This is a genomic window from Pseudomonas resinovorans NBRC 106553 (assembly GCF_000412695.1).
GTDB lineage: Bacteria > Pseudomonadota > Gammaproteobacteria > Pseudomonadales > Pseudomonadaceae > Metapseudomonas > Metapseudomonas resinovorans_A.
In genome coordinates this window covers 2,922,698-2,944,323 of record NC_021499.1, presented here as the reverse complement: position 1 = coordinate 2,944,323, position 21,626 = coordinate 2,922,698, and the positions used below count along the sequence as shown (strand labels likewise).

General features: G+C 65.8%; 24 protein-coding genes and 1 pseudogene. 10 read left to right on the top strand and 15 right to left on the bottom strand.

The window, feature by feature from the left end; translation table 11 throughout:
- The first annotated feature begins 103 nt into the window (after window positions 1–103).
- The gene (gene nhaA / locus PCA10_RS13310; RefSeq protein ID WP_016492613.1) at window positions 104–1,489 is read left to right on the top strand and encodes a Na+/H+ antiporter NhaA; all 1,386 of its coding nucleotides are present in this window, start codon (window positions 104–106) and stop codon (window positions 1,487–1,489) included.
- A gap of 6 nt (window positions 1,490–1,495) precedes the next feature.
- Here the strand turns inward: nhaA and PCA10_RS13305 are convergent, their stop codons facing one another.
- The gene (locus PCA10_RS13305) at window positions 1,496–2,107 is read right to left on the bottom strand and encodes a TetR/AcrR family transcriptional regulator (RefSeq protein ID WP_041770252.1); all 612 of its coding nucleotides are present in this window, start codon (window positions 2,105–2,107) and stop codon (window positions 1,496–1,498) included.
- 108 nt (window positions 2,108–2,215) lie between these two features.
- On the opposite strand from PCA10_RS13305, the gene PCA10_RS13300 reads away from it, so the two are divergent.
- The gene (locus PCA10_RS13300; protein ID WP_016492611.1) at window positions 2,216–2,821 is read left to right on the top strand and encodes an NAD(P)H-dependent oxidoreductase; all 606 of its coding nucleotides are present in this window, start codon (window positions 2,216–2,218) and stop codon (window positions 2,819–2,821) included.
- Between the two features lie 16 nt (window positions 2,822–2,837).
- Here the strand turns inward: PCA10_RS13300 and PCA10_RS13295 are convergent, their stop codons facing one another.
- Window positions 2,838–3,617 carry a CHAD domain-containing protein gene (locus PCA10_RS13295; RefSeq protein ID WP_016492610.1) on the bottom strand — a complete coding sequence of 260 codons (780 nt, stop codon included), beginning with the start codon at window positions 3,615–3,617 and terminating at the stop codon, window positions 2,838–2,840.
- 157 nt (window positions 3,618–3,774) lie between these two features.
- On the opposite strand from PCA10_RS13295, the gene PCA10_RS13290 reads away from it, so the two are divergent.
- The 4 genes from PCA10_RS13290 (at window position 3,775) to PCA10_RS13275 (ending at window position 7,584) form a co-directional block, all read left to right on the top strand.
- A complete protein-coding gene (locus PCA10_RS13290; protein WP_016492609.1) occupies window positions 3,775–4,182 on the top strand; it encodes a PaaI family thioesterase in 408 nt (135 codons plus the stop codon).
- A 121-nt stretch (window positions 4,183–4,303) separates the two neighbouring features.
- On the top strand, window positions 4,304–6,307 hold the full coding sequence (locus PCA10_RS13285; protein ID WP_016492608.1) for a peptidase U32 family protein: 2,004 nt from the start codon (window positions 4,304–4,306) through the stop codon (window positions 6,305–6,307).
- A gap of 183 nt (window positions 6,308–6,490) precedes the next feature.
- Window positions 6,491–7,201, top strand: a complete 711-nt coding sequence (locus tag PCA10_RS13280) for a ferric reductase-like transmembrane domain-containing protein (protein ID WP_016492607.1) — start codon at window positions 6,491–6,493, stop codon at window positions 7,199–7,201.
- Entirely contained in the window at window positions 7,198–7,584 is a 387-nt protein-coding gene (locus tag PCA10_RS13275; protein ID WP_016492606.1) for a cytochrome c3 family protein, read from the top strand. Before PCA10_RS13280 ends, PCA10_RS13275 begins: the two co-directional genes overlap by 4 nt.
- A 36-nt stretch (window positions 7,585–7,620) precedes the next feature.
- Here the strand turns inward: PCA10_RS13275 and PCA10_RS13270 are convergent, their stop codons facing one another.
- The 8 genes and pseudogenes from PCA10_RS13270 to PCA10_RS13235 all read right to left on the bottom strand — a co-directional run bounded on the left by PCA10_RS13270 (window position 7,621) and on the right by PCA10_RS13235 (window position 12,415).
- Window positions 7,621–8,049 (bottom strand): nuclear transport factor 2 family protein, encoded by a 429-nt coding sequence (locus PCA10_RS13270; protein WP_016492605.1) that lies wholly within the window; start codon window positions 8,047–8,049, stop codon window positions 7,621–7,623.
- 160 nt (window positions 8,050–8,209) lie between these two features.
- Window positions 8,210–8,713 (bottom strand): GNAT family N-acetyltransferase, encoded by a 504-nt coding sequence (locus tag PCA10_RS13265; RefSeq protein ID WP_016492604.1) that lies wholly within the window; start codon window positions 8,711–8,713, stop codon window positions 8,210–8,212.
- 179 nt (window positions 8,714–8,892) lie between these two features.
- Complete coding sequence (locus PCA10_RS13260) at window positions 8,893–9,321, bottom strand: cupin domain-containing protein (RefSeq protein ID WP_016492603.1); 429 nt, start codon at window positions 9,319–9,321, stop codon at window positions 8,893–8,895.
- Between the two features lie 157 nt (window positions 9,322–9,478).
- Window positions 9,479–9,952 (bottom strand): MarR family winged helix-turn-helix transcriptional regulator, encoded by a 474-nt coding sequence (locus tag PCA10_RS13255; RefSeq protein WP_016492602.1) that lies wholly within the window; start codon window positions 9,950–9,952, stop codon window positions 9,479–9,481.
- A 170-nt stretch (window positions 9,953–10,122) separates the two neighbouring features.
- Window positions 10,123–10,392, bottom strand: a complete 270-nt coding sequence (locus PCA10_RS13250) for a DUF1652 domain-containing protein (protein WP_016492601.1) — start codon at window positions 10,390–10,392, stop codon at window positions 10,123–10,125.
- Window positions 10,393–10,554: 162 nt separating this feature from the next.
- Window positions 10,555–10,860 (bottom strand): annotated as a pseudogene (locus PCA10_RS13245) (MgtC/SapB family protein); the annotation flags it as partial.
- 531 nt (window positions 10,861–11,391) lie between these two features.
- Entirely contained in the window at window positions 11,392–11,622 is a 231-nt protein-coding gene (locus PCA10_RS13240; RefSeq protein ID WP_016492599.1) for a metallothionein, read from the bottom strand.
- Window positions 11,623–11,950: 328 nt separating this feature from the next.
- Complete coding sequence (locus PCA10_RS13235) at window positions 11,951–12,415, bottom strand: PA2169 family four-helix-bundle protein (protein ID WP_016492598.1); 465 nt, start codon at window positions 12,413–12,415, stop codon at window positions 11,951–11,953.
- Between the two features lie 354 nt (window positions 12,416–12,769).
- On the opposite strand from PCA10_RS13235, the gene PCA10_RS13230 reads away from it, so the two are divergent.
- From PCA10_RS13230 to PCA10_RS13215, 4 genes are all read left to right on the top strand, one after another.
- Complete coding sequence (locus PCA10_RS13230; protein WP_016492597.1) at window positions 12,770–13,222, top strand: Ohr family peroxiredoxin; 453 nt, start codon at window positions 12,770–12,772, stop codon at window positions 13,220–13,222.
- Window positions 13,223–13,358: 136 nt separating this feature from the next.
- Entirely contained in the window at window positions 13,359–14,729 is a 1,371-nt protein-coding gene (locus PCA10_RS13225; RefSeq protein WP_041770250.1) for a metal-dependent hydrolase family protein, read from the top strand.
- A 106-nt stretch (window positions 14,730–14,835) separates the two neighbouring features.
- Window positions 14,836–15,726, top strand: coding sequence for a formate/nitrite transporter family protein (locus tag PCA10_RS13220; RefSeq protein WP_016492595.1), 891 nt, complete (start codon window positions 14,836–14,838; stop codon window positions 15,724–15,726).
- Window positions 15,727–15,866: 140 nt separating this feature from the next.
- Entirely contained in the window at window positions 15,867–16,382 is a 516-nt protein-coding gene (locus PCA10_RS13215; protein ID WP_016492594.1) for an RrF2 family transcriptional regulator, read from the top strand.
- Between the two features lie 107 nt (window positions 16,383–16,489).
- Here the strand turns inward: PCA10_RS13215 and PCA10_RS13210 are convergent, their stop codons facing one another.
- The 5 genes from PCA10_RS13210 to PCA10_RS13190 are packed head-to-tail and all read right to left on the bottom strand — an operon-like array spanning window position 16,490 to window position 21,415.
- The gene (locus PCA10_RS13210) at window positions 16,490–16,807 is read right to left on the bottom strand and encodes a cytochrome C oxidase subunit IV family protein (RefSeq protein ID WP_016492593.1); all 318 of its coding nucleotides are present in this window, start codon (window positions 16,805–16,807) and stop codon (window positions 16,490–16,492) included.
- A 17-nt stretch (window positions 16,808–16,824) separates the two neighbouring features.
- Window positions 16,825–17,493 carry a heme-copper oxidase subunit III family protein gene (locus PCA10_RS13205; RefSeq protein ID WP_016492592.1) on the bottom strand — a complete coding sequence of 223 codons (669 nt, stop codon included), beginning with the start codon at window positions 17,491–17,493 and terminating at the stop codon, window positions 16,825–16,827.
- 4 nt (window positions 17,494–17,497) lie between these two features.
- Window positions 17,498–18,172, bottom strand: coding sequence for a cytochrome c oxidase subunit 3 (locus tag PCA10_RS13200; protein WP_016492591.1), 675 nt, complete (start codon window positions 18,170–18,172; stop codon window positions 17,498–17,500).
- Complete coding sequence (ctaD, locus tag PCA10_RS13195; protein WP_016492590.1) at window positions 18,169–19,938, bottom strand: cytochrome c oxidase subunit I; 1,770 nt, start codon at window positions 19,936–19,938, stop codon at window positions 18,169–18,171. The genes PCA10_RS13200 and ctaD overlap by 4 nt, the downstream gene beginning before the upstream one ends.
- Before the next feature lie 37 nt (window positions 19,939–19,975).
- Window positions 19,976–21,415, bottom strand: a complete 1,440-nt coding sequence (locus PCA10_RS13190; protein WP_016492589.1) for a cytochrome c oxidase subunit II — start codon at window positions 21,413–21,415, stop codon at window positions 19,976–19,978.
- Between the last annotated feature and the right edge of the window lie 211 nt (window positions 21,416–21,626).

The window sequence follows — 21,626 nt, the reverse complement described above, 5'->3', positions numbered from 1 at the left end:
GGCGCGGTAGTTTACGGCCCGGGTGTCTGGCTGCCCTGTGAGCGGCCAGACAGGTTTCATGTGTTGGTCGGGCCGCCGCACAAGCCGCCGAGTATTGACGAGCATGAACCAAGCCCCTTCCCCAAAGGCGCTGCCGGCTGCGCAGCGTATTGCCGACAAGGCATTCTCCACCTTCGAGAAATTCCTCCATATCGAGGCCGTCAGCGGCATTGTCCTGCTGATCGCGGCCGCGGTCGCGCTGATCTGGGCCAACTCGCCCCATGCCAGCGGCTACGAACACTTCTGGCACATGCCGCTGTCCTTCGGCATCGGCGATTTCGTGGTGTCCAACTCGCTGCACTTCTGGATCAACGACGGGTTGATGACCCTGTTCTTCCTGGTGGTTGGCATGGAGATCCGCCGGGAAATCCACGAAGGGGCGCTGGCCAACATCAAGCTCGCCGCCCTGCCCATGTTCGCCGCCCTCGGTGGCGTGGTGGTTCCCGCCCTGCTCTACCTCGCCTTCAACAGCGCCGATGGCCTGCGCCAGGGCTGGGCGGTGCCGACCGCCACCGACATCGCCTTCGCGGTGGGCGTACTGGCGCTACTGGGGCGCTCCGTGCCGGCATCGGTGCGGGTGTTCCTGCTCACCCTGGCGATCATCGACGACATAGTCGCGGTACTGATCATCGCCCTGTTTTATTCCGGTGGCCTCGACCCCGTGGGCTTCGTCATCGCCGGCGCCGGCATCCTGCTGGTGCTCGGCCTGCAACGGATCGGCGTCGGCTCGGCCTATGCCTACCTGCTGCCGGGCGCGCTGCTCTGGTTCGGCCTGCTGAAAACCGGCGCCCACCCCACCCTTGCGGGTGTCGTGCTCGGCCTGATAACGCCGGTACGCACGATCAGGGTCATGGAGCCGCCCCTGGAGATGGCCTCGCAAGCCATCAGCGATATCGCCCAGCGTGAACAGGCCGATGGCGGCGCCGCGGCATTGGCGCAACCGGTCAAGCACCTGCGCCTGGCCCAGCGCGAACTGCTGCCGCCGGTCAGACGCGTGCAAATGGCGCTGCACCCCTGGGTCGCGTACCTGGTGATGCCGCTGTTCGCCCTGGCCAACGCAGGCGTCAGCCTGGGCGGGGTGAACCTGGCCGACGGCAACTCACTGGCGGTGTTCTCCGGCGTCATGCTGGCCCTGCTGCTGGGCAAGCCGCTGGGTGTGCTGGCGAGCAGCTTCCTGCTGGTGCGCCTCGGCTGGTGCCGTCTGCCCCCGGGCATGAACTGGTGGTGGATGGGCCTGATCGGCTGCCTGGCCGGCATCGGCTTCACCATGTCGATCTTCATCGCCAACCTGGCCTTCACCCAGCAGGAGCTGCTCAGCGCCGCCAAGCTCGGCGTGCTCGCCGCCTCGCTGATCGCGGGCATCGTCGGCTTGTTGTATGGCCGCGTCCTGATCGCCCGGATGCGCCCCGGCAAGGCGGCTACCCGCCCAGTGGCGAACCAGCACGCCTGACCGTGCTCACCCCCGGCGGGCGCAGCGCTCGACCATCGCGATGATGCTCGCGCGGATTTCGTCCCTGGCCTCAATCGCGCTGATTTCCCCCGTGGCGGCGGCATGGGACAGGGCTTCCGCCGCCCCCAGCATCCCCCGCAGACCCGCCGGGGTGATGCCGCGCTCGCCGGCGAACGGCGCCAGTGCCGCGCGGCATTTCTCCATGAACAACGACTCGTACTCGCACTTGATGGCTTCCAGCTCCGGTGAACCGGTCAGCGCCGCGATCACCCCTGGAATTTCCCGCCCCTGCAGCAACACGCACTCGACATAGGCCGCGGCGATCACCTCGGCCCTGCCCGCCAGGCTGGCGTCGCTGGCCTGCAGGGCGGCCTCCATCAGCGCCGTCTGGCGTGTATCGAATTCGATGAAAAGAGCCGCCAATAGCCCCGCCCGGGTACCGAAGTGGTCGTAGACCACCGGCTTGGTCACGCCCGCCAGCTCGGCCAGCCGGCCCAGGGTCAGGGCATCGGTGCCCTCCTCGCGGACCATCTGCCAGGCCAGGTCCAGCAACTGCCGCTGCCGTTCTTCCCGGGATAAGCGCCGGCGCGGACGCACCTGCCCGTCATCTGTTGACATAGGAAACCTACCAAAGGTAACTTACCAATCGTAACTTACTGAAAGTAACTTGCGCCCAGCATATCGGGCCGACCCACTTGCCGCAAATCCGCTACAGGAGTTCCACGCATGCACGCCCTGATCGTTGTCGCCCACCCCGATCCCAACTCGCTCACCCACAGCCTGGCGGCCCAGGTCGCCGAAGGCCTGCAGGCGGCCGGCCACAGCTTCGAGCTGGCCGACCTCGCCGCCGAAGGCTTCGACCAGCGCTACGGCATGGCCGACCTCAACGTCCACCGCCAGCAAGCGACGCCGCCGGCCGATGTGCTGGCCGAGCAGGCGCGCATCGACCGCGCCGACAGCCTGGTGCTGGTGTTTCCGGTCTACTGGTGGTCGCTGCCGGGGCTGCTGAAGAGCTGGGTCGAGCGGGTCTTCTCCCACGGCTGGGCGTTCGGCTACAGCGCGGACGGCGCGCTGCAGAAGAAGCTGCGCCACCTCAAGGTCCACCTGATCGGCGTCGCCGCCGGCGATGCCGGCCTGTTCGAGCGGCACGGCTACGGGGATGCCATGAAGACCCAGATCGAGCACGGGATATTCGATTACTGCGGCGCCAGCGTGCTGAGCTCGCAACTGGTCTACGAGTCGGAGTCCCGCGACCCGGCGCACTACCTGCGCGCCGCCCGCGCCACCGGCCTCGACCTCTTCGCGACGACCGCCGAGCCAGAGCTGGTCTGAACCCATCACGGCGTGCCTAGCCTTGGCCAGGCACCGCCACCCCCAGGTACTCGGCCAGGATCGACAACTGAACCTCCGCCGCTTTCAATTCCGCCTCGCCGGCCACTTCCCAGCGGTCCTTGAGCACCAGCAGGTCCGCCTCCTGGTCCGCCTTCAGGCACCACTGGAAGTGATCGTGCCAATCCCCCAGGGCGGACTGCACGGCCTTCAAGGCACGCGCCACTTCGTCCGTGATGGGCGAAAGTCCGGCATAGGCTTCGTGGGCGTAGCGCATGCGTTTGACCAGCAGGCGCAGCGCATGGCGGTCGAAGTCGGGATCGGCCAGCGCCTCGCGCAAGCGCTGCAATTGCCGCTCCAGGCGTACCTCGACCCGTCCACGCAAACGCTGCAGCTCGCCGCTGCGCTCGGCGTCACGCATCTTCGCCGGCCAGCCGTCGAGCACCGCTTCGAAATGACGCAGCGTGGCACTGGCCTGGATGCTGGCGTAGCGCGACTCCAGCAAGCGTTCACGGCGCTCGGCCTGGTCATGAAAGCCCTGGCGGCGCAGTTCCACGATCAGCACCTCCAGGTCGCGTACCGGCGTGGTCAGCCGGCCGACATCGGCGGCCGCCGCATCCAGTTGCCTCGGCGCCTCCAGCCGGCGCATCGGGCGTAACAGGCTGCGCAGCTTGCGCAGGTTGATCCGCAGGTCGTGCAGGGCCTCGCTGTCGGTGCGCGCGGCAAGGCGCGCGTGGGCGTGATGGAGCCTGGTTTCCAGGGTCAGGACGCGGGCGACGATCGAATCGACGAATGCCATTCGGCACCCCCTATGGACAAGGTCCCCGCAGCTTAGCCAAGGAAGGTGATCAGCACATTGCACCAGGTCAACGCGGCGCCTTCGACGCTCCGCGAGTGGCGAAGTCCCCGTGAGCCCGGGCATATTGGTAGTTCATGCCTTGCACCAGGAAGCCGAAATGACCGACCGGAAAGACGCCATCGCCCGATTCCTCAAGGAGGAATTCCCCCAGGCCCGAATAGTGGTCGAGTCCGTGGGCGATCGCTGCGCCCGAGTTTCCCAGGCCGTGGACACATCCGACCTGCGTCCCGGCGGCACCGTCTCCGGGCCCACCCTGATGGCCATCGCCGACGTGGCGCTGTATGTGGCGCTGCTGGGCGAGATCGGCATCGTGCCGCTGGCGGTGACCACCAGCCTGACCATCAACTTCCTGCGCAAACCCGCGGCGGGCAAATCGGTCATCGGCGAATGCCGGCTGATGAAGGTGGGCAAGACCCTCGCCATGGGCGAGGTGTCCCTGTATTCGGAGGGGCAGGAAGAACCAGTGGCCCATGTCGTGGGTACCTACTCGATTCCCCCGCGCTGAAACCAGATGCGTTCGAGGCAGCGCAGCGTCGCTGCCCGGCCCACCGCCGGGCGTAGCGGGGTGCCGGAGCGGCGACGGGCCGCTACAATGGCGCCCTAGCTTCAAGCCGGACGTGATTGCCATGCCTTTGCCCAAAAACCAATTAGAACTGCTGAGCCCCGCCCGCGACGTCGACATCGCCCGCGAGGCCATCCTCCACGGCGCCGACGCCGTGTACATCGGCGGCCCGAGCTTCGGCGCCCGCCACAACGCCTGCAACGAAGTGGCGGATATCGCCAGGCTGGTGGAATTCGCCCATCACTTCCATGTGCGGGTGTTCGTCACCATCAACACCATCCTCCACGACGACGAGCTGGAGCCGGCGCGCAAGCTGATCCACCAACTCTACGACGCCGGCGTCGACGCGCTGATCGTGCAGGACATGGGCGTCCTCGAACTGGACATCCCGCCCATCGAGCTGCACGCCAGCACCCAGACCGACATCCGCACCCTCGAGCGCGCCAAGTTCCTCGGCCAGGCCGGCTTCTCCCAGCTGGTGCTGGCCCGCGAACTGGACCTCAAGCAGATCCGCGCCATCGCCGACCAGACCGACGCGGCCATCGAGTTCTTCATCCATGGCGCGCTCTGCGTTGCCTTCTCCGGGCAGTGCAACATCTCCCACGCCCAGACCGGCCGCAGCGCCAACCGTGGCGACTGCTCCCAGGCCTGCCGCCTGCCCTACACCCTGAAGGACGACCAGGGCCGCGTGGTGGCCTTCGAGAAGCACCTGCTGTCGATGAAGGACAACAACCAGAGCGCCAACCTCAGCGCCCTGGTGGACGCCGGCGTGCGCTCCTTCAAGATCGAAGGGCGCTACAAGGATGCCGGCTACGTCAAGAACATCACCGCCTACTACCGCCAGCGGCTGGACGGTATCCTCGCCGAGCGCCCGGACCTGACCCGCACCTCCAGCGGCCGCACCGAGCACTTCTTCGTGCCGGACCCGGAAAAGACCTTCCACCGCGGCAGCACCGACTACTTCGTCACCGAGCGCAAGATCGACATCGGCGCCTTCGACACCCCGACCTTCACCGGACTCTCGGTAGGCCAGGTGGAAAAGGTCGGCAAGCGCGACCTGATCGCCGTGACCCATGACCCGCTGTCCAACGGCGACGGCCTCAACGTGCTGGTCAAGCGCGAGGTGGTGGGTTTCCGCGCCAACATCGCCGAGCTGCAGGACGAGTTCGAGGAAGACGGCGAGAAGCGCTGGCGCTACCGCGTCGAGCCCAACGAGATGCCGGCCGCCCTCGCCCGCCTGCAGCGCAACCATCCGTTGAACCGCAACCTGGACCACAACTGGCAACAGGCGCTGCAGAAGACCTCCGCCGAGCGCCGCATCGGCCTCGACTGGACCGCCCGCCTGCGCGAAGAGCAGCTGGAGCTGACCGCCACCAGCGAGGAAGGCGTCAGCGTCAGCGTCAAGCTGGACGGCCCCTTCGGCGTGGCGAACAAACCGGAGAAGGCCCTGGAGCAACTGCACGACCTGCTCGGCCAGTTGGGCACCACCAGCTACCACGCCCGACGCATCGAACTGGACGCGCCCCAGGCCTGGTTCATTCCCAACTCCCAGCTCAAGGCCCTGCGCCGCGACGCCATCGAGGCCCTGACCGCAGCCCGCGTCCAGGCCCACCCCCACGGCCATCGCAAGGCCGTCAGCGTGCCGCCGCCGGTCTACCCCGAGGCGCACCTGTCGTTCCTCTACAACGTCTACAACCAGAAGGCCCGCGACTTCTACCACCGCTACGGCGTGCAACTGATCGACGCAGCCTATGAGGCCCACGAGGAAAGCGGCGAAGTGCCGGTGATGATCACCAAGCACTGCCTGCGCTTCTCCTTCAACCTCTGCCCGAAGCAGGCCAAGGGCGTGACCGGCGTGCGCACCAAGGTCGCGCCGATGCAGCTGGTCCATGGCGATGAAGTGCTGACCCTGAAGTTCGACTGCAAACCCTGCGAGATGCACGTGGTGGGCAAGATGAAGGGCCACATCCTCGACCTGCCGCAACCGGGCAGCGCCGCGAGCAACGTGGTCGGCCAGATCAGCCCGGACGACCTGCTGAAGACCATTCGCCACCGCGCGCCGCACTGACAGGCCTAGCCGCCGATGGGCCAAGGACGGCCCTTGCTCCCCCCGCGCGTCGGTTGCGAATCACCAACCAGGCACGCCTGCCAAGCAATCTGACAGGCAGACGCAAGTCCCCGGCCGCCATATGTGGTGAAAATCCTGTCGATACCGCGCGTATCGACAGGAAGTCATCGACCGGAGCCATGCATGGTTGCACTCACCCTCAGACTGGCGATCTTCTGCCTGCTGCCCTTCGCCCTGGTGCTCCTGGTGGGCGCCAAACCCGGGCTCGCGCCGAGCTGGGACTTCGCCAACGCCGCAGGCCTGCTCGCGGGCCTGCTGCTGTTGCTGCTGTTCATCTATACCGGCCGCCCCCTGTCGCGCCCCTACTTCGACGGCAAGTTCTTCATGGCCCTGCACCGTGACCTCGGTTACGTGGCAGCCCTGTTGCTGGCGCTGCATATCGCGGTACTGCTGGTGAGCGAACCGCAGACAGTGGACTACCTGCTGCCCTCGGCGTCCTGGACCATGCTCTGCGGCACCCTCGCCGCCCTGCTCCTTTTGATTCTGGTGCCCATCAGCCTGCCGGCGATACGCCAGCGGCTATGGCGTCACCACCTGCGTTTCAGGCGCTGGCACCTTAGCCTCAGCGCCTTGCTGCTGGTGTTGATGGCGGTCCATGTGATCGGCGTCGGCTACTACACCGGGGCGCTCTGGAAGGCACTGCTCTGGGGCGGGCTGACCGGCGTCGCGCTGCTCTGGCCGCTGCTGCCGCAGGCGCCCCTGGAACGGAAAGCCGAGAAGCGGCGACGCAATACGGCGCCCATCGCCAGGCGACTGAGCCTGGCCCTGCTGCTGGCGGCCCTGGGTCTGGCGGGAGGCTTCGCCCTGGTCGCCAACACGGACCTGCCGCTATGAAAAGGCTCTACCTGCTGGCCGCAGTACTGCTGGTGGCGCTGCTCGCCTACGGCCTGGTCAAGGGACACGCCGAACTCGTGCGCGAGCGACCGCTACTGCCGCTGAATTTCGACCATGGCCTGCATGGCAAGGTCAATTGCATCACCTGCCATCACGACTACGCCGACCGCTCGCCGGCAGCGCCCAGCGGCGACCGCACCTGCCTGTTCTGCCACAAGAAGACGCCGCACCTGGCCCTGCGCATGGAACGGGACTTCCACGAGCTGTGCCGTGGCTGCCACCTGCAGAAGCTGCAGGCCCTGCACAGCGCCGGGCCGGTACAGTCCTGCCGCCAGTGCCATACGCCGCCGGTCCTCACCTTGCCCACGTCAAACAAGGACTGAGCCACCCGCCCATGGCAAGTGGTGCGGCGGTGTGGCCTAGCCCTTCTGCTTGGCCAGGTAGGCACCCAGCCGCCGCCCCATCTCCTCGCCCAGGGCCTGCAGGCCGCTCATGGGGCGAACCATCACCTCGAAGTCGATGATCCTGCCCTGCTCGTCGAAACGGATCATGTCGATACCCTTGAGGTCACGCCCATCGACCCGCGCGCTGAATTCCAGCACCACGTTCAGGCCATCGGCCGTGGTCAGTTGGCGGTGATAGCGGAAGTCGCCGAAGACCTGGATCACCGTGCCGAGAATCGCCGCGACCACCACCGGCCCCGGATAAGGCGTGTGCGCCATGGGGGAGCGGAACACCACGCTTTCGGCCAGGAGTTCGGGCAGCGCGGACAAGTCGCCTTTCTCGACCATCTCGTGCCAGCGTTGCAGCGAAGCCGCGGCCAGGGGATGCAGGGTCAGTTCGGACATGGGGTGTTCCTTTCGTTTGTTCTTCTTGTGGAGGTCCGCTCGGCAACCGTCCGGCGCCCAGCGGGTGACTGAAGAACGACGATAAGACCCGCGAAACCCAGGCTCAATGATCGAAACTGACAGTCTGATGATCCTGCCGCACAGCTTTAGCGCGGCGTGCTCAATGGACCGAGCGGGTCACCAGGAAGCTCAGCAGGTGCGGATCGTCATCCGGCTCCACGCTGCGCACCGGCCTCGGCAGTTCATCCAGCACGCTGCGCCAGAACGCCAGGGCGACCTCGTCTTCGCGGTAGAAGCGCACCAGCCAGTCATGGTCGCCACCCAGCAGCACCTGGGTGACCAGGGTCTTGCCGATGCCATGGCGGCGGTACTTCTTCAGGATGAACAGGTCCGACAGCTCCAGCGCGTCGAATCCCGCCAGCTCGCTGCGCTCGATCAGCAGGAAGCCGGCGATGAAACCATCCACCAATACCAGGTGGGCGCTCCATTGCGGTTCCTGCCAGTAACGTGCCAGGTGCTCCTCATGGATATAGAAGCGGCCGTCCACCTCCACGTCCTCGTCCTCCCAGTCCGACGACTCGTAGGCGTAGTACTGGTAGAGATTGCGGATCAGATCGGCCTGTTCGGGACCGGTCTGCACCAGCTCGACAGTGGCGTCATTCATGGGCGGACCTCGCATCGGCAAGGCCGCGGAGGGAAGGCATCGGCAATCGAAGGCATGGGGATCTCGATGACGGCAACAGGGTTGGGAAGCGGCGGATTGTCCCACAAGCGCCGAAGGAATCTGAATAATCCGGATATCGGAAAATAGTACCGCCGCACGTTCACCCCACTGCCTGCGGACTAGGGCTCCAGTTTCAACAGCGGCTCACCCTTGCGGACTATGTAGGTCGCCAGCTCCGAGGCAGTGCCCTTGCCGACGTTCTTCGCCACATGGGGCGTGCCGGCGGGTATGTACAGGGACTCGCCGGCCTTGAGGGTCACCGGTGCCCGGCCCGCGAGCTGGTACTCGAAGGTGCCGTCGATCACGAAGGCGACTTCCACACCAGGGTGTGAGTGCTTGGGAGAGGCCACGCCCGGCTCGAAATCCACGCGGGCCTGGATCACTTCGGTTCCGGGGTTGTCCAGGTCGCTGCGCAGCAGATCCGCGCGCTTGAGGTCTTTCTGCCAGCTTTGCGCGGGGGCCGGCTCCTGGCCGGTTTCATGGGCCTGGGCCAGGCCGGCGAAAGCGGCCAGTGCCGCCAGGATGGTGAGCGTACGGAGGTGTGCCATGGTCATGCCTTTTCGATGAGTGGAAGCGGAGTTCCATTTCATCCTCGGCATGTGGGGCCGATGTGTCGGCCGTGGGGCTTCTTGCAAGCCTCTGTATGCAGACAAATGCCAGATACAAGCGGATACAGCGGCGGGCGGCAGCTTGGCCGCCCTGCCCTCACTCGCCGCGCACCGACTTCAGCAGGTTGTCGCGCAGGGTCACGATTTCCTTCTGCAGCCTGGCGAACTCGGCAGGGCCAAGGCCACAGGCCTTAGCCAGGCTCACACTGAAGGCGCGCTCGCGCAGTTGCCGGCCATTTTCCGTCAGGCTGATCCGCACCTGGCGTTCGTTGGCCTTGTCGCGGGCGCGCACCAGGTAGCCCTGGGCTTCGAGCTTCTTGAGGATCGGCGTAAGGGTGTTGGATTCGAGGAAGAGTTTCTCGCCCAGGCCGCCGACGGTCTGATCGTCCTCTTCCCACAGCGCGATGATGGTGACGAACTGGGTGTAGGTGAGCCCGAGCTCATCGAGCAGCGGCCGGTAGACCTTGCCGAACGCCAGGTTGGTCGAATACACCGCAAAGCACAGGTAGTCGGCCAGCTTCAGTTCCGCTGCGGTGTCCGGCTGGCTGGAATGGGGTTGTATGTCGTTCATGTCGGCATCTCTCGCGGGCGTCAGGTCCGGCCTGACCTGCAGCGCATATTACATCGGACACGAACTGTTCGGTACCGCGATGAGCCGGGAGGAAGTCGAAAGGGAGGATATCGAGGGTGAAACGCAGCCGATAGCGTTTCACCCATGACCGTCTCGCCGACGTGGCGAAACTAGGTGTTGCCGTCCGTAGCCAGCAGCAGCGGCGCTTCGCCGCGCAACGAGTGGATCTCACCGATTATCTGCGCCACGGTGCGCTCCATGGCGCCGCGCCCAACCAGCGACTGCATGGGGATACCCGAGATAAGCCAGCTTTCTCCCGATGCCGGTTGCTCGATGGTGATCGACACGCCGCCGTCCATATCGATCACGCAGCTGACGATGTGTCCAGGCATCTGTCCGGACAACCGGGTTTGCAGGCGTTGTTCCAGTCTTTTCCTCATCGGCTCTCCATGGGGCGCGCGATCGCTGCCCCCCATGATCGTGGGTGGACGAAACTCATATTTAGCTCATCCACGGAGCCTTCGTCGGGGAGATTGATGACCGTTCGGCACCTGCCGTCGATAGGCCGATCGGTAGGTCCAAACCAGGGCTGCGGACTGGCCCTAGTGGTCCTTGCCATTGCCGCCATCGGGGCTGGCGTCCACCAGCAGCGGCATCACATGCAGCACCGCCAGAGCCATCAGGGTGCCGAGCACCGCGGTGCCCTCGCGGCCTAGCCCCACGGCCACGCCGATGGCGGCCGCGGACCAGATGCCGGCGGCGGTGGTCAGGCCCTTGACGTCGGCTATGCCCTGGATCACCCGCGACATGGCGTCGTGGCCGGCGCCCTCCTGCTCCAGGGACATGACGAACAGCGTCGCCCCCAGGCACACCAGCATGTGGGTGCGCACCCCAGCGGCCTTGTACTTCCCTCTCCCCCGCCCCTCTCCCGCAAGCGGGAGAGGGGTGACTCGCGCCTGATGCCCGTACCGACCTAAAACGAAGCAGAGAGGATGACGCCACGCGAGTCGCCCCTTCAGGAGGCCGAGTGCAGTCCTTGCGAAACGGAGCGAAGCGAAGTAACAGCCGCAGGCTGGCCCGAAGGGCGAGCGCAGCGAGTCAGGGGGCGGCCCCCGGAGCAAGGATGGAACGAGGGAACCCCGGCGCAGCCGGGGCCGGATGCAGGGGCAAGCGTTTTGCTTCCTTCTAGGTGACTGTAAAAGGGACTCGCCCGGGAGGGCGAAACAAAACCCGCAGCCCACTCGACAACGAACCGTAATCAAGGCCCCACCCCCAAAACGTTGGGTTTCGCTTCGCTCGCGGAACGCCGCCCGACCCAACCTACGAAAGCAGGCTCCGTGAGCCAAGGGTGGACCACGCTTCATCGGTCCACCGTTCGAGGTCCGGTGTGGCGCCATTGGTGGATGGAAGAGCGCCATCCACCCTACGGGGTCAGCGGCTCAAGGCGAGATGGGGTCGCTGGCGGGGAAGGTTTCTTCCAGGGCCTGGTCCACCCGGGACTCCCTGGGTTGCGCCAGTTCGGCGCAGTGGCAGCCGGTTTCGTGGCAGGGTTCGCCATCCTTGTGGCCATCGGCGCAGGCGGCGCAGCAATAAGCCTTGCCGTCGCGCACGAGGGCCCTGGCGTCCACCACGCAGCTGCAGCTGGCGCAGGCGCAGCGTTGCTCGGTCATCATCGGATCCTCGGCAGCAGGAAGCCCAGGGCGGTGTTGGGCGAAGGCACGAAGCCGACGCCGGAGCGCCTCGGCAGTTCGGTATAGGGGCGCTTGCGCAATCTCGGCAGGGTCGGCATGGCTCAGCCCCGTCCGCCGCTCACAGGCTTGGCGCGGCGACGTCGGCGGGACAGATGAACCGCAACCTTGACGCCAAATCGCTTGGCCGGCGCCCAGCCATTCACGGGACTCTTCATCTTCAACCTCCTCGCGTCAGACGCGAGTTCGTCATGCCTGGCCGCTCGCTGGCGACCACGGAGAGGGCCGCCACCGGGCGGCCCCTCCTCACTCAACTGCGGGCACGCTCGACGTTGCGCAGGGCCTTGATCTGGTCGTGGTTACGCAACACGCCTTCGTACTGGCGCTGGACGATGGCCCGGACGTCGGTGGGCAGCTGCTTGTGCAGCGCTTCGGCGAAGTGCTTCTTGGCAACGTCTTCGCCACGCTCGGCCTCATTGAGGATGGCCACCTCGTCCTTGCCGGTGACCAGGGACTTCAGGTCCACCCAGCGGCGATGAAGGTCGCCACTCACACTGGTGCTGTCCTCCGGCTTGCCGCCCATTTCCACTACAACCCGCTGCAGCTCGACCGCCGCGGTGCCGCACTGGCGCGAACGCTCCATGAACAGCTGCTTGAGGTCCGGCCGCTTGACGTCCTCGGCGCAGACCTTGAAGCCGGCCTCGCCGTCCTTGCTGGTCTCGATCAGGTTGTTGAGGGTGTGGATGATCTCTTTGCGGTCGTCATTGATATCCATCGGTCCGTACTCCCGGCTCGACGCAGCGCCGAGCCCGTTAAGGGTTGGATGACCCACTTGGGGCCTACCCCCTTTCCGACGCGACGCCATTGCGGATCGTTCAGCCTTTTTGCCCGGACGGCGTACATGCAAGGCCAACTCGGCACCGTGGAATGCATCCTGGCCGCCTACCCCAGCCACTGACCGCGCCATGGGGTTGCCTACCGTTCGGCGGCACAGCCAATCACTTCGTTGACAGCAATTTATTTGTGCGCAAAGATTCACACATCGCATCCGATCTGCTCGCATACGATAGCAACTCGAAACCCAGCTCAACGACCTGCAGACAGGTCACCCCTACCGAGGATCGCCAGCATGACCAAGATCGAAAAAGTACTGTTCACCGGCAAGACCAACACTCAGTTCAGCCGCCGTGAAGGCGCCGCGCGCAATGACCATGGCCGCGTCGACCTCAAGCTGTCGGTTCCCGGCAGCAGCGCCCCGGCGCAGGTGTTCGACGCAGTAGTGGCCCACCCCACCGCCGAGCAGCTGTTCGCCGGCGCCTGGTCGGCCTGCTACATCTCCGCCATCGGGCTGGTGGCCCAGTCGCGCAAGGTGGCGCTGCCGGACGACCTGGCGGTGGATATCGAGGTGGACCTGGGCATGACCGGCAACGCCTACTTCCTCCAGGCCCGGATCAACGTCCGCGCACCGGGCCTGCCCCGTGAAGTGACCGAGGCCCTGGCCCACGAAGCCCACGAGATCTGCCCCTACTCCAAAGCCACTCGCGGAAACATCGACGTCGCCGTGAACGTCATCGAGGCCTGATGACCGGGGCGGCCGGTTCTGCTCGAGCCGGCCGCCCGCTTCCAGCCTTCAACCAGGTCGCTGCGGTTGGCCATTCGACAGGAGACGCATTTTCGACTGGACTGAGTGGACCTTAATCCCAGGGGCTGGAGATGTGATGAAACGGCATGGAACCCTCGTTAGCTTGATTCTCCTGGCCATCGGTGCCGTCTCGGCCACTACCTACGCGCAGACCGACGCCGCTGGCGCCACCGAGCCACAGCCGGCCGCGACGCTGTTTCGCAACGTGCGGATCTTCGATGGTCAGAACAGCAGTTCCTCCACCGGCAACAACGTGCTGGTTCGCGGCAACCTGATCGAACGCGTGTCCACCGGCGACATCGAATCCCCCGCGGGTGCGCGGGTCATCGACGGGGGCGGTCGAACGCTGATGCCGGGCCTGATCGACGCGCACTGGCACGCGATGTTCGTGCGCCCGAACTTTGCCAGTATCCAGAACCCCGACGTAGGATTCCTCAACATCCTGGCCACCGCCGAGGCCCACGACACCCTGATGCGTGGCTTCACCACCGTGCGCGATGTGGGGGGCTCGGTGTTCGCCCTCAAGCGGGCCATCGACCAGAAGGTGGTGCCCGGCCCACGGATTTTCCCATCGGGCGCGATGATTTCCGTCACCAGCGGCCACGGCGATTTTCGCCAGTCGGTCGACCTGCCCCGCGCCATCGGCGGTACCCCCACGCACATGGAGCAGACCGGCAACGTCGCCATCGCCGACACCCCCGATGAAGTGCGGGTCCGCGTCCGCGAACAGCTGATGCAAGGCGCCTCGCAGATCAAGCTCACCGCCGGCGGCGGCGTCTCCTCGCCCCACAGCCCGCTGGATGTCACCACCTTCACCGAGGCGGAACTGCGCGCCGCGGTGGAAGCGGCCGAAAACTGGGGCACCTACGTCGCGGTGCACGCCTACACCCCGCAAGCCGTCCAAAGGGCCATCGCCGCCGGGGTGAAATGCATCGAGCATGGCAGCCTGATGGATGAAGAGACCGCCAAGTACATGGCCAGCCGCGACATCTGGCTGAGCATCCAGCCCTTCCCGGATGAGCTGGCCAACGCCTTCCCGCCCAATTCGGAAGAACGGCGCAAGGCCATGGAAGTCTTCGCCGGCAACGACAACGCCTACGCGCTGGCCAGGAAGTACAAGCTCAAGACCGCCTTCGGCACCGACGTGCTGTTCTCCGCCGCGCTGGCCACGCGCCAGGGGCAGATCCTGGCGAGCCTGTCGCGCTGGTACAGCGCCCCGGAGATCCTGACCATGGCCACCAGCACCAACGCCGAGCTGCTCTCGCTCTCGGGCAAGCGCAACCCCTACCCCGGTGCGCTGGGTGTGGTGCGTGAGGGCGCGTTCGCCGACCTGATCCTGGTGGACGGCGACCCGGCAGCGGATATCGGCCTGGTCGCCAACCCCGCCAAGAACTTCCTGGTCATCATGAAGGACGGGGTGATCTACAAGGACGTCCAGCCCCAATAAGGGGCCGGTCGAGGGAGTCGCTCGCACTGGGCGATGGATGACATGGAGCGCCGTGCGCGGCACGGCGGTCACAACAGCATGCCATCCCCCACGTGCGAGACCGGACATGGACAAGAGCAAGAGCGCCAAGACCCCCGGACTGACCGCCAACGAACAGCAAGAAGTGCACAAGAACCAGCCGCCACGCGCCGCGGTGGTCCACGAGATCATCCGCGTACAGGGCGACAAGGAGTTGCAGCGCACCGCCACCGCGCTCTGGTGGTCGGCCCTGGCGGCGGGGTTGTCCATGGGCCTCTCGCTGATGGCCATGGGGTTGTTGCGAGCGCGCCTCGAGGGTGTCGAGGGCGCCCACGCCATCGCCTGCATCGGCTATTCGGCGGGCTTTCTGGCGGTGATCCTGGCCCGCCAGCAGCTGTTCACCGAGAACACCCTGACCGCCGTGCTGCCGGTGATGAACAAGCCCTCACCGGGTAACTTCGCGCGCCTGGGCAAGCTCTGGAGCGTAGTGCTGCTGGGCAACCTGGCCGGCACCTTGCTGGTGGCCTATGTGATGCTGCACTTGCCGATCTTCGATGCGGCCACCGATGCCGCCTTCCTCGACATCGGCCGCAAGCTGATGGAAAGCGACAGCGGGCAGATGTTCGCCAAGGGCATAGTCTCCGGCTGGATGATCGCCACCATGGTGTGGATGATCCCGGCGCAGGAGCAGGCCAAGGTCTGGATCATCGTCATGGTCACCTCGCTGATGGCCCTCGGCGACTTCACCCACATCGTCGTCGGCTCGGTGGAGGCCTTCTACCTGGTGTTCGCCGGCGAGCTGGCCTGGGTGGACTACTGGCTGGTGTTCGCGATGCCGACCCTGGCCGGCAACATAGTCGGGGGCAGCTTCATCTTCGCCCTGATCAGCCACGCCCAGGTACGCAGCGACGTGGAACTGCAGGAAGCCCAGCGCGAGGAACGCCAGGCCCGGCTGGAGAGCAAGGAAAGCCAGGGCTGAAGGGTTCGACTGCATTCACGGCCGCCCGGACGTCCCGCAAGCCTGGGCGGTAGCGCCATTATTCCGTAGCATTGGCCGCCGCCCGACCTATGGGCGGGCCCGGGCCTCGATTGAGGCGATAGCAGCAGTCGGAGTTGAAGATGGCGTTGTATAGCGCGGGGGTCGAGTACGGCATTCATTGCCTGCTGTTCCTGACGGACGAAAAGGGTGACGGCCGCGAGGCCAATGTGCGCACCCTGGCCGAACTGCAGGGTGTTCCCCCGGAACTGCTGGCCAAGGTATTCACGCGCCTGGCCAAGGCCGGCCTGGTGGCGGCCACCGAAGGCGTGCGCGGCGGTTTCCGCCTGGCGCGGCCCGCCGACGAGATATCGGTACTGGATATCGTCCGCGCCATCGATGGCGACAAGCAGATCTTCGAATGCCGCGACGTACGCCAGCGTTGCGCGGTGTTCGAGGAAGGCTGCCCGGCGCCGGACTGGGGCAGCCTCGGCCCCTGCACCATCCACGCCGTGATGCTCCAGGCCCAGCAGCGCATGGAAGAAGCCCTGGCCCAGCAGACCGTGCTGGATATCGTCCGCCGCGTGTCACGCAAGACCCCACCCGCCTACGGCGAGCAGGTACTGCGCTGGATGAGCGACAAGCGCGACGGCAAGTAGCAAGTAGCAAGTAGGATGGGTTGAGCGGAGCGATACCCATGCTGAAAGAGCTGATGGGTATCGCAAGCTCAACCCATCCTACGGTTACTCCCGGCCACCATCAGAACCTACTGCCCGAGGAACAGGCCACGGGTGAAGAACACGTAGTTCGCCTCGGCGAACATCAGCCCCACCAGCACCAGCAGGCACAGGGGCGGCACCAGGATGGCGTAGATCATCGCCAGGCGCTCCCAGGCCATGTGCATGAAGATCGAGACGATCAGCCCCGCCTTCAGCAGCATCAGCACGATGATCATCGTCCAGCGGAAATAGCCGGTGAAGTGGAAGTAGTCCACCAGGTAGGACAGGGTGCTGAGGATGAACAGCAGCCCCCAAATCTTCAGGTACAGGCTGATCGGGTGTTGCTGCCCTTCGGCGTGAGCCATGTCGATGCTCCCCTGCTCTACCACAGGTAGAAGAACGCGAAGATGAAGACCCAGACCAGGTCGACGAAGTGCCAGTAGAGGCCGGCGATCTCGACTATCTGGTAGTTCCCGCGCTTCTCGTAATCCCCACGCAGCACCTTGAAGGCCACGGTGCAGAGATAGATCACCCCCACCGACACGTGCATCCCGTGGAAGCCTGTGATCATGAAGAAGCTCGCGCCGAACTGCGCCGCGCCCATGGGGTTGCCCCAGGGCCTTACGCCCTCGCCTATCAGCTTGCTCCACTCGAAGGCCTGCATGCCGACGAAGGTCGCGCCGAGGGCGGCGGTGGTCAGCATGAGCAAGGCGCAGCGCACGCGATCGCGGCGGTAGCCGTAGTTCACCGCCATGGCCATGGTGCCGCTGCTGGTGATGAGCACGAAGGTCATGATGGCGATGAGGATCAGCGGGATGCTCCTCCCGCCTATGGTCAGCGCGAAGACTTCACTGGGGTTGGGCCAGGTGGCCGTGGTGCTCATGCGCACCGACATGTAGCCGATCAGGAAGCAGGTGAAGATGAAGGTGTCGCTGAGCAGGAAGATCCACATCATCGCCTTGCCCCAGGGCACGCCCTTGAAGGCATCGCGATCCGACGACCAGTCCTGGACCACCGCCTGCCAGGTCGAGGGGTTCTGCCCTGTGCTCATGGCCTCACCTCAGTCCGCAGAAGGCCGCGATGGCCTGGTAGGTTTCCGGAGTGCTGGTCAGCACCGCGAAGAGCAGCAGCCACAGCCCGAGCAGGTAATGCCAGTAATAGGCGCAGAGTTCGACGCCGGTGCGCAGGCTGTCGCTCGGCCCCTGGCGCAACATGCGCCGGGCCACCAGCGTCCAGGCCACCAGGCCGCCGGCCAGGTGCAGGCCGTGCAGCCCTGTCAGCAGGTAGAAGAAGCTGTTGGCCGGATTGCCGGCCACCGGGTAGCCACGGGCGCCCAGCCACTGCCAGACCCAGAGCTGGCCGGCGAGAAAGGCCAGGGCGAAGACCCCGCCGAGGAGGAACGCCAGGGTCGTCCAGGCCTGGCTGCGGCTCATCTTCGCCCACTGCAGGCTGGCGCTGGCCAACAGCAGCAGCCCGGTATTCACCCAGAGCATCCAGGGCTGGGCCAGGGGCGCCAACGGGTCGGTCAGCGGGCGCCAGTCCGCCACCTGGGAACGGACGATGAAGGCCAACAGGAACAACAGGAACAGCGAACTCACCACGCCAAGGAACACCCCCAGGCCGACCTTGGCCGTGCGCCGCCGCGCCCGCGCCGAGGCTTCACGCTCCAGGCCGTCGCTCCAGCCGCCGGGTTCGACGCCATCGGCGCCCTTCCAGAGCTGCCCGCTCATGATTTCTGCTCCGTGGCGGCCCGGTCGGCCTCGCGCATGCGTTCCAGTTCTTCCTCGGAGACCGTCTGCGGCACGAAGTCCTGGCGCACGCCCGGCACGCTGTAGTCATAGGGCCAGCGGTGCACCACCGGCAGCGATTCCCGCCAGTTGCCGTGCACCGGCGGGGTGTCCGGGGTTTGCCATTCCAGGCTGGCGGCCTTCCAGGGGTTGCCGCCGGCGGGCCGGCCCTTGAAGGTGCTCCAGGCCAGGTTGTAGAGGAACAGCAGCTGGGCCACGCCCACGGTCAGCGCCGCCACCGTGATGAAGGCGTTGAGGTCCTGGGCCGAGGCCGGGATGAACTCGTAGTCCGGGTAGGCGTAGTAGCGCCGCGGCATGCCGAGGAAGCCCAGGTAGTGCATGGGGAAGTAGATGGCGTAGGTGCCGAGGAAGGTGATCCAGAAATGCAGTTTGCCGAGGCGGTCGTCGAGCATCCGCCCGGTGACCTTCGGGAACCAGTGATAGAGGGAGCCGAACACCACCAGGATCGGCGCCACACCCATCACCATGTGGAAGTGCGCCACCACGAAGTAGGTATCCGACAGCGGGATGTCGACTATCACATTGCCGAGGAACAGCCCGGTCAGGCCGCCCACCAGGAAGGTGACGATGAAGGCCAGGGCGAACAGCATCGGCACCGTCAGGTGGATGTCCCCGTGCCAGAGGGTCAGGGTCCAGTTGTAGACCTTGAGCGCGGTGGGCACCGCGATGATCAGCGTGGTGATGGCGAAGAAGAAGCCGAAGTAGGGATTCATGCCGCTGACGTACATGTGGTGTGCCCAGACCACGAAGCTCAGCACGCCGATGGCTACTATGGCCCAGACCATCATGCGGTAGCCGAAGATGTTCTTGCGCGCGTGGGTGCTGATCAGATCCGACACCAGCCCGAAGGCCGGCAGCGCGACTATGTAGACCTCCGGGTGGCCGAAGAACCAGAACAGGTGCTGGAAGAGGATCGGGCTACCGCCCTGGTGCTCCAGCGGCTGGCCCATGGAAATCAGCGCCGGCATGAAGAAGCTGGTGCCCAGCAGGCGGTCGAAGAGCATCATCACCGCGCTGACCAGCAGCGCCGGGAACGCCAGCAACGCCAGGATCGAGGCCATGAAGATGCCCCACACCGAGAGCGGCATGCGCAGCAGCGTCATGCCCCGTGTCCGCGCCTGCAGCACGGTGGTCACGTAGTTCAGCCCGCCCATGGTGGCGGCGACGATGAAGATCGCCAGGGACACCAGCATCAGCACGATGCCCCACTCGGTGCCCGGCGTGCCCTGGGTGATTGCCTGGGGTGGATAGAGGGTCCAGCCCGCCCCGGTCGGCCCGCCGGGGACGAAGAAGCCGGCCAGCAGCACCAGCACCGAGAGCAGGTAGAACCAGTAGCTGAGCATGTTGACGTAGGGGAACACCATGTCCCGCGCGCCCACCATCAGGGGGATCAGGTAGTTGCCGAAGCCGCCCAGGAACAGCGCCGTGAGCAGGTAGATCACCATGATCATCCCGTGCATGGTCATGGCCTGGTAATAGGCGGCAGGGTCCATGAATTCGAGGCTGCCGGGGAAGCCGATCTGCATGCGCATGAGGCCGGACAGCACCAGGGCGATCAGGCCGACGAAGATCGCGGTCAGGGAGTACTGGATGGCAATGACCTTGTGGTCCTGGCTCCAGATGTAGCGGGTCAGGAAGCTTTTGGGCTCGTGCAGCGCGTCGGCTTCTGCATGCTCGACATGGGCCATCGGAAACCCTCCGTAACGCGTCGGGGTCCGTCCATTGCTAAGGCGCCGGTTCCTTCTCGGTGGCGTCGGGATTCGCCCGGGACCTGATGAAGGCGATCAACGCGTCCAGTTCCGCGTCGCTGGGGGTGAAGGCCGGCATCACCGGCGCGAACCCCTGGACCAACTGGGCAGCGGGCTGTAGTACCGACGCCTTCAGGTAGGCGTCGTCCACCTCGACCTGGCTGCCATCGGCCAGGGTTTCGTGCTTGCCGTACAGCCCCTGCCAGCTGGGTCCTATGCCCTTGCTGCCGTCCAGGCTGTGGCAGGCCAGGCAACCAAGGGACTCGGCCAGGCGCTGGCCCTGGCTCACGGCATCACCGCCGGAGGCGCCCTGCCCGGCGGCACTGAGGGACTGGATGTAGGCGACCAAGGCGGCCAGCTCATCCTGGTTGAAAGTATAGGGCACCATCACCGGCGGATAGCCCTGCACCAGGCGTGCCTTGGGATCGAGGATGGATTGGCGCAGGTAGGCGTCGTCCACCGTCACGCTGCTGCCATCGGCGAGCTTCTCCTCGCGGCCGAAGAGGTCCTTCCACCCCGGTCCCAGGCTGGCGCTGCCGTCCAGGCTGTGACAGGCGCGGCAGCCATGGCTCTCTGCCAGTTGCCGGCCCTTCTCGATCAGGCCGCCCTGGTCGGGCTTGGCGACGGCGGCCAGGGTCTGGGCGAAGGTGGGCTGGGCCGCCAGCCACTGGTCGAACACCTCGGGGGGTTCCATCAGCAGCGTGCCGCGCATGTTGAAGTGCCCCACCCCGCAGAACTCCGCGCAGAGGATCTCGTACTTGCCGGCCACGGTGGGGGTGAACCAGAAGTGCGAAACCATGCCGGGGACCATGTCCATCTTTCCGCGGATCTGCGGGATATAGAAGTTGTGCAGCACGTCCTTGGAGCGCAGCAGCACCTTCACCGGACGGTCCAGGGGCAGGCGCACCTCGTTGTTGCGGATCAGCACATCGTCCTGGCCAAGGGGGTCGTCCGGGTCCAGCCCCAGCGGGTTGCCGCCGTTCACCCACTTCACGTCCGCGCGGCCCAGCTGGCCATCCGCGCCGGGAAAACGAAACGCCCACTGCCATTGCTGGGCGACCACCTCCAGCGGATAGGCGTCCTGCGGCACCCGGACGAAATCGCTGTAGACCACCAGGCCCGGCGCCAGCATGCCGATGATGCCCAGGGAGGTGACCACGGTGAGCCACCATTCCAGCTTGTGGTTCTCCGGTTCGTAGGCGGCCCGCCGGCCCTCACGGTGGCGGAAGCGGATGAGCGCCACCACCATGAAGCCGACGATGGCGACGAAGAACACACCGGTGATGAGCAGGGTGATGAGCAGGGTGGTGTCGATGGAGCCCCAGTTGGATGCAGCCGGGGTCAGGTGCCAGGGCGCCAGGAGATGGAACAGAACAGACGCGACAGCGATGATCACCAGGATGATTGCGAACGCCATGTTCTCGTCGCCTCGTTGCCGATGCCCAGGCGCCGGTGGTGCGCGCATTGATCATCGGCGGTGCAACAGCTTCGTGTTCCGGCCGCAGGCGCGCCCGGAAGCACGGGTTCTCCCCCCAAAGGTCAAAGTTGCTGGCAAGTATAGTCGCTGCCGCCCCGCTGCCCGCCCCGCAGGCAAGGTGCCGGCTCGCGATATGGCTATTTCGATTGGG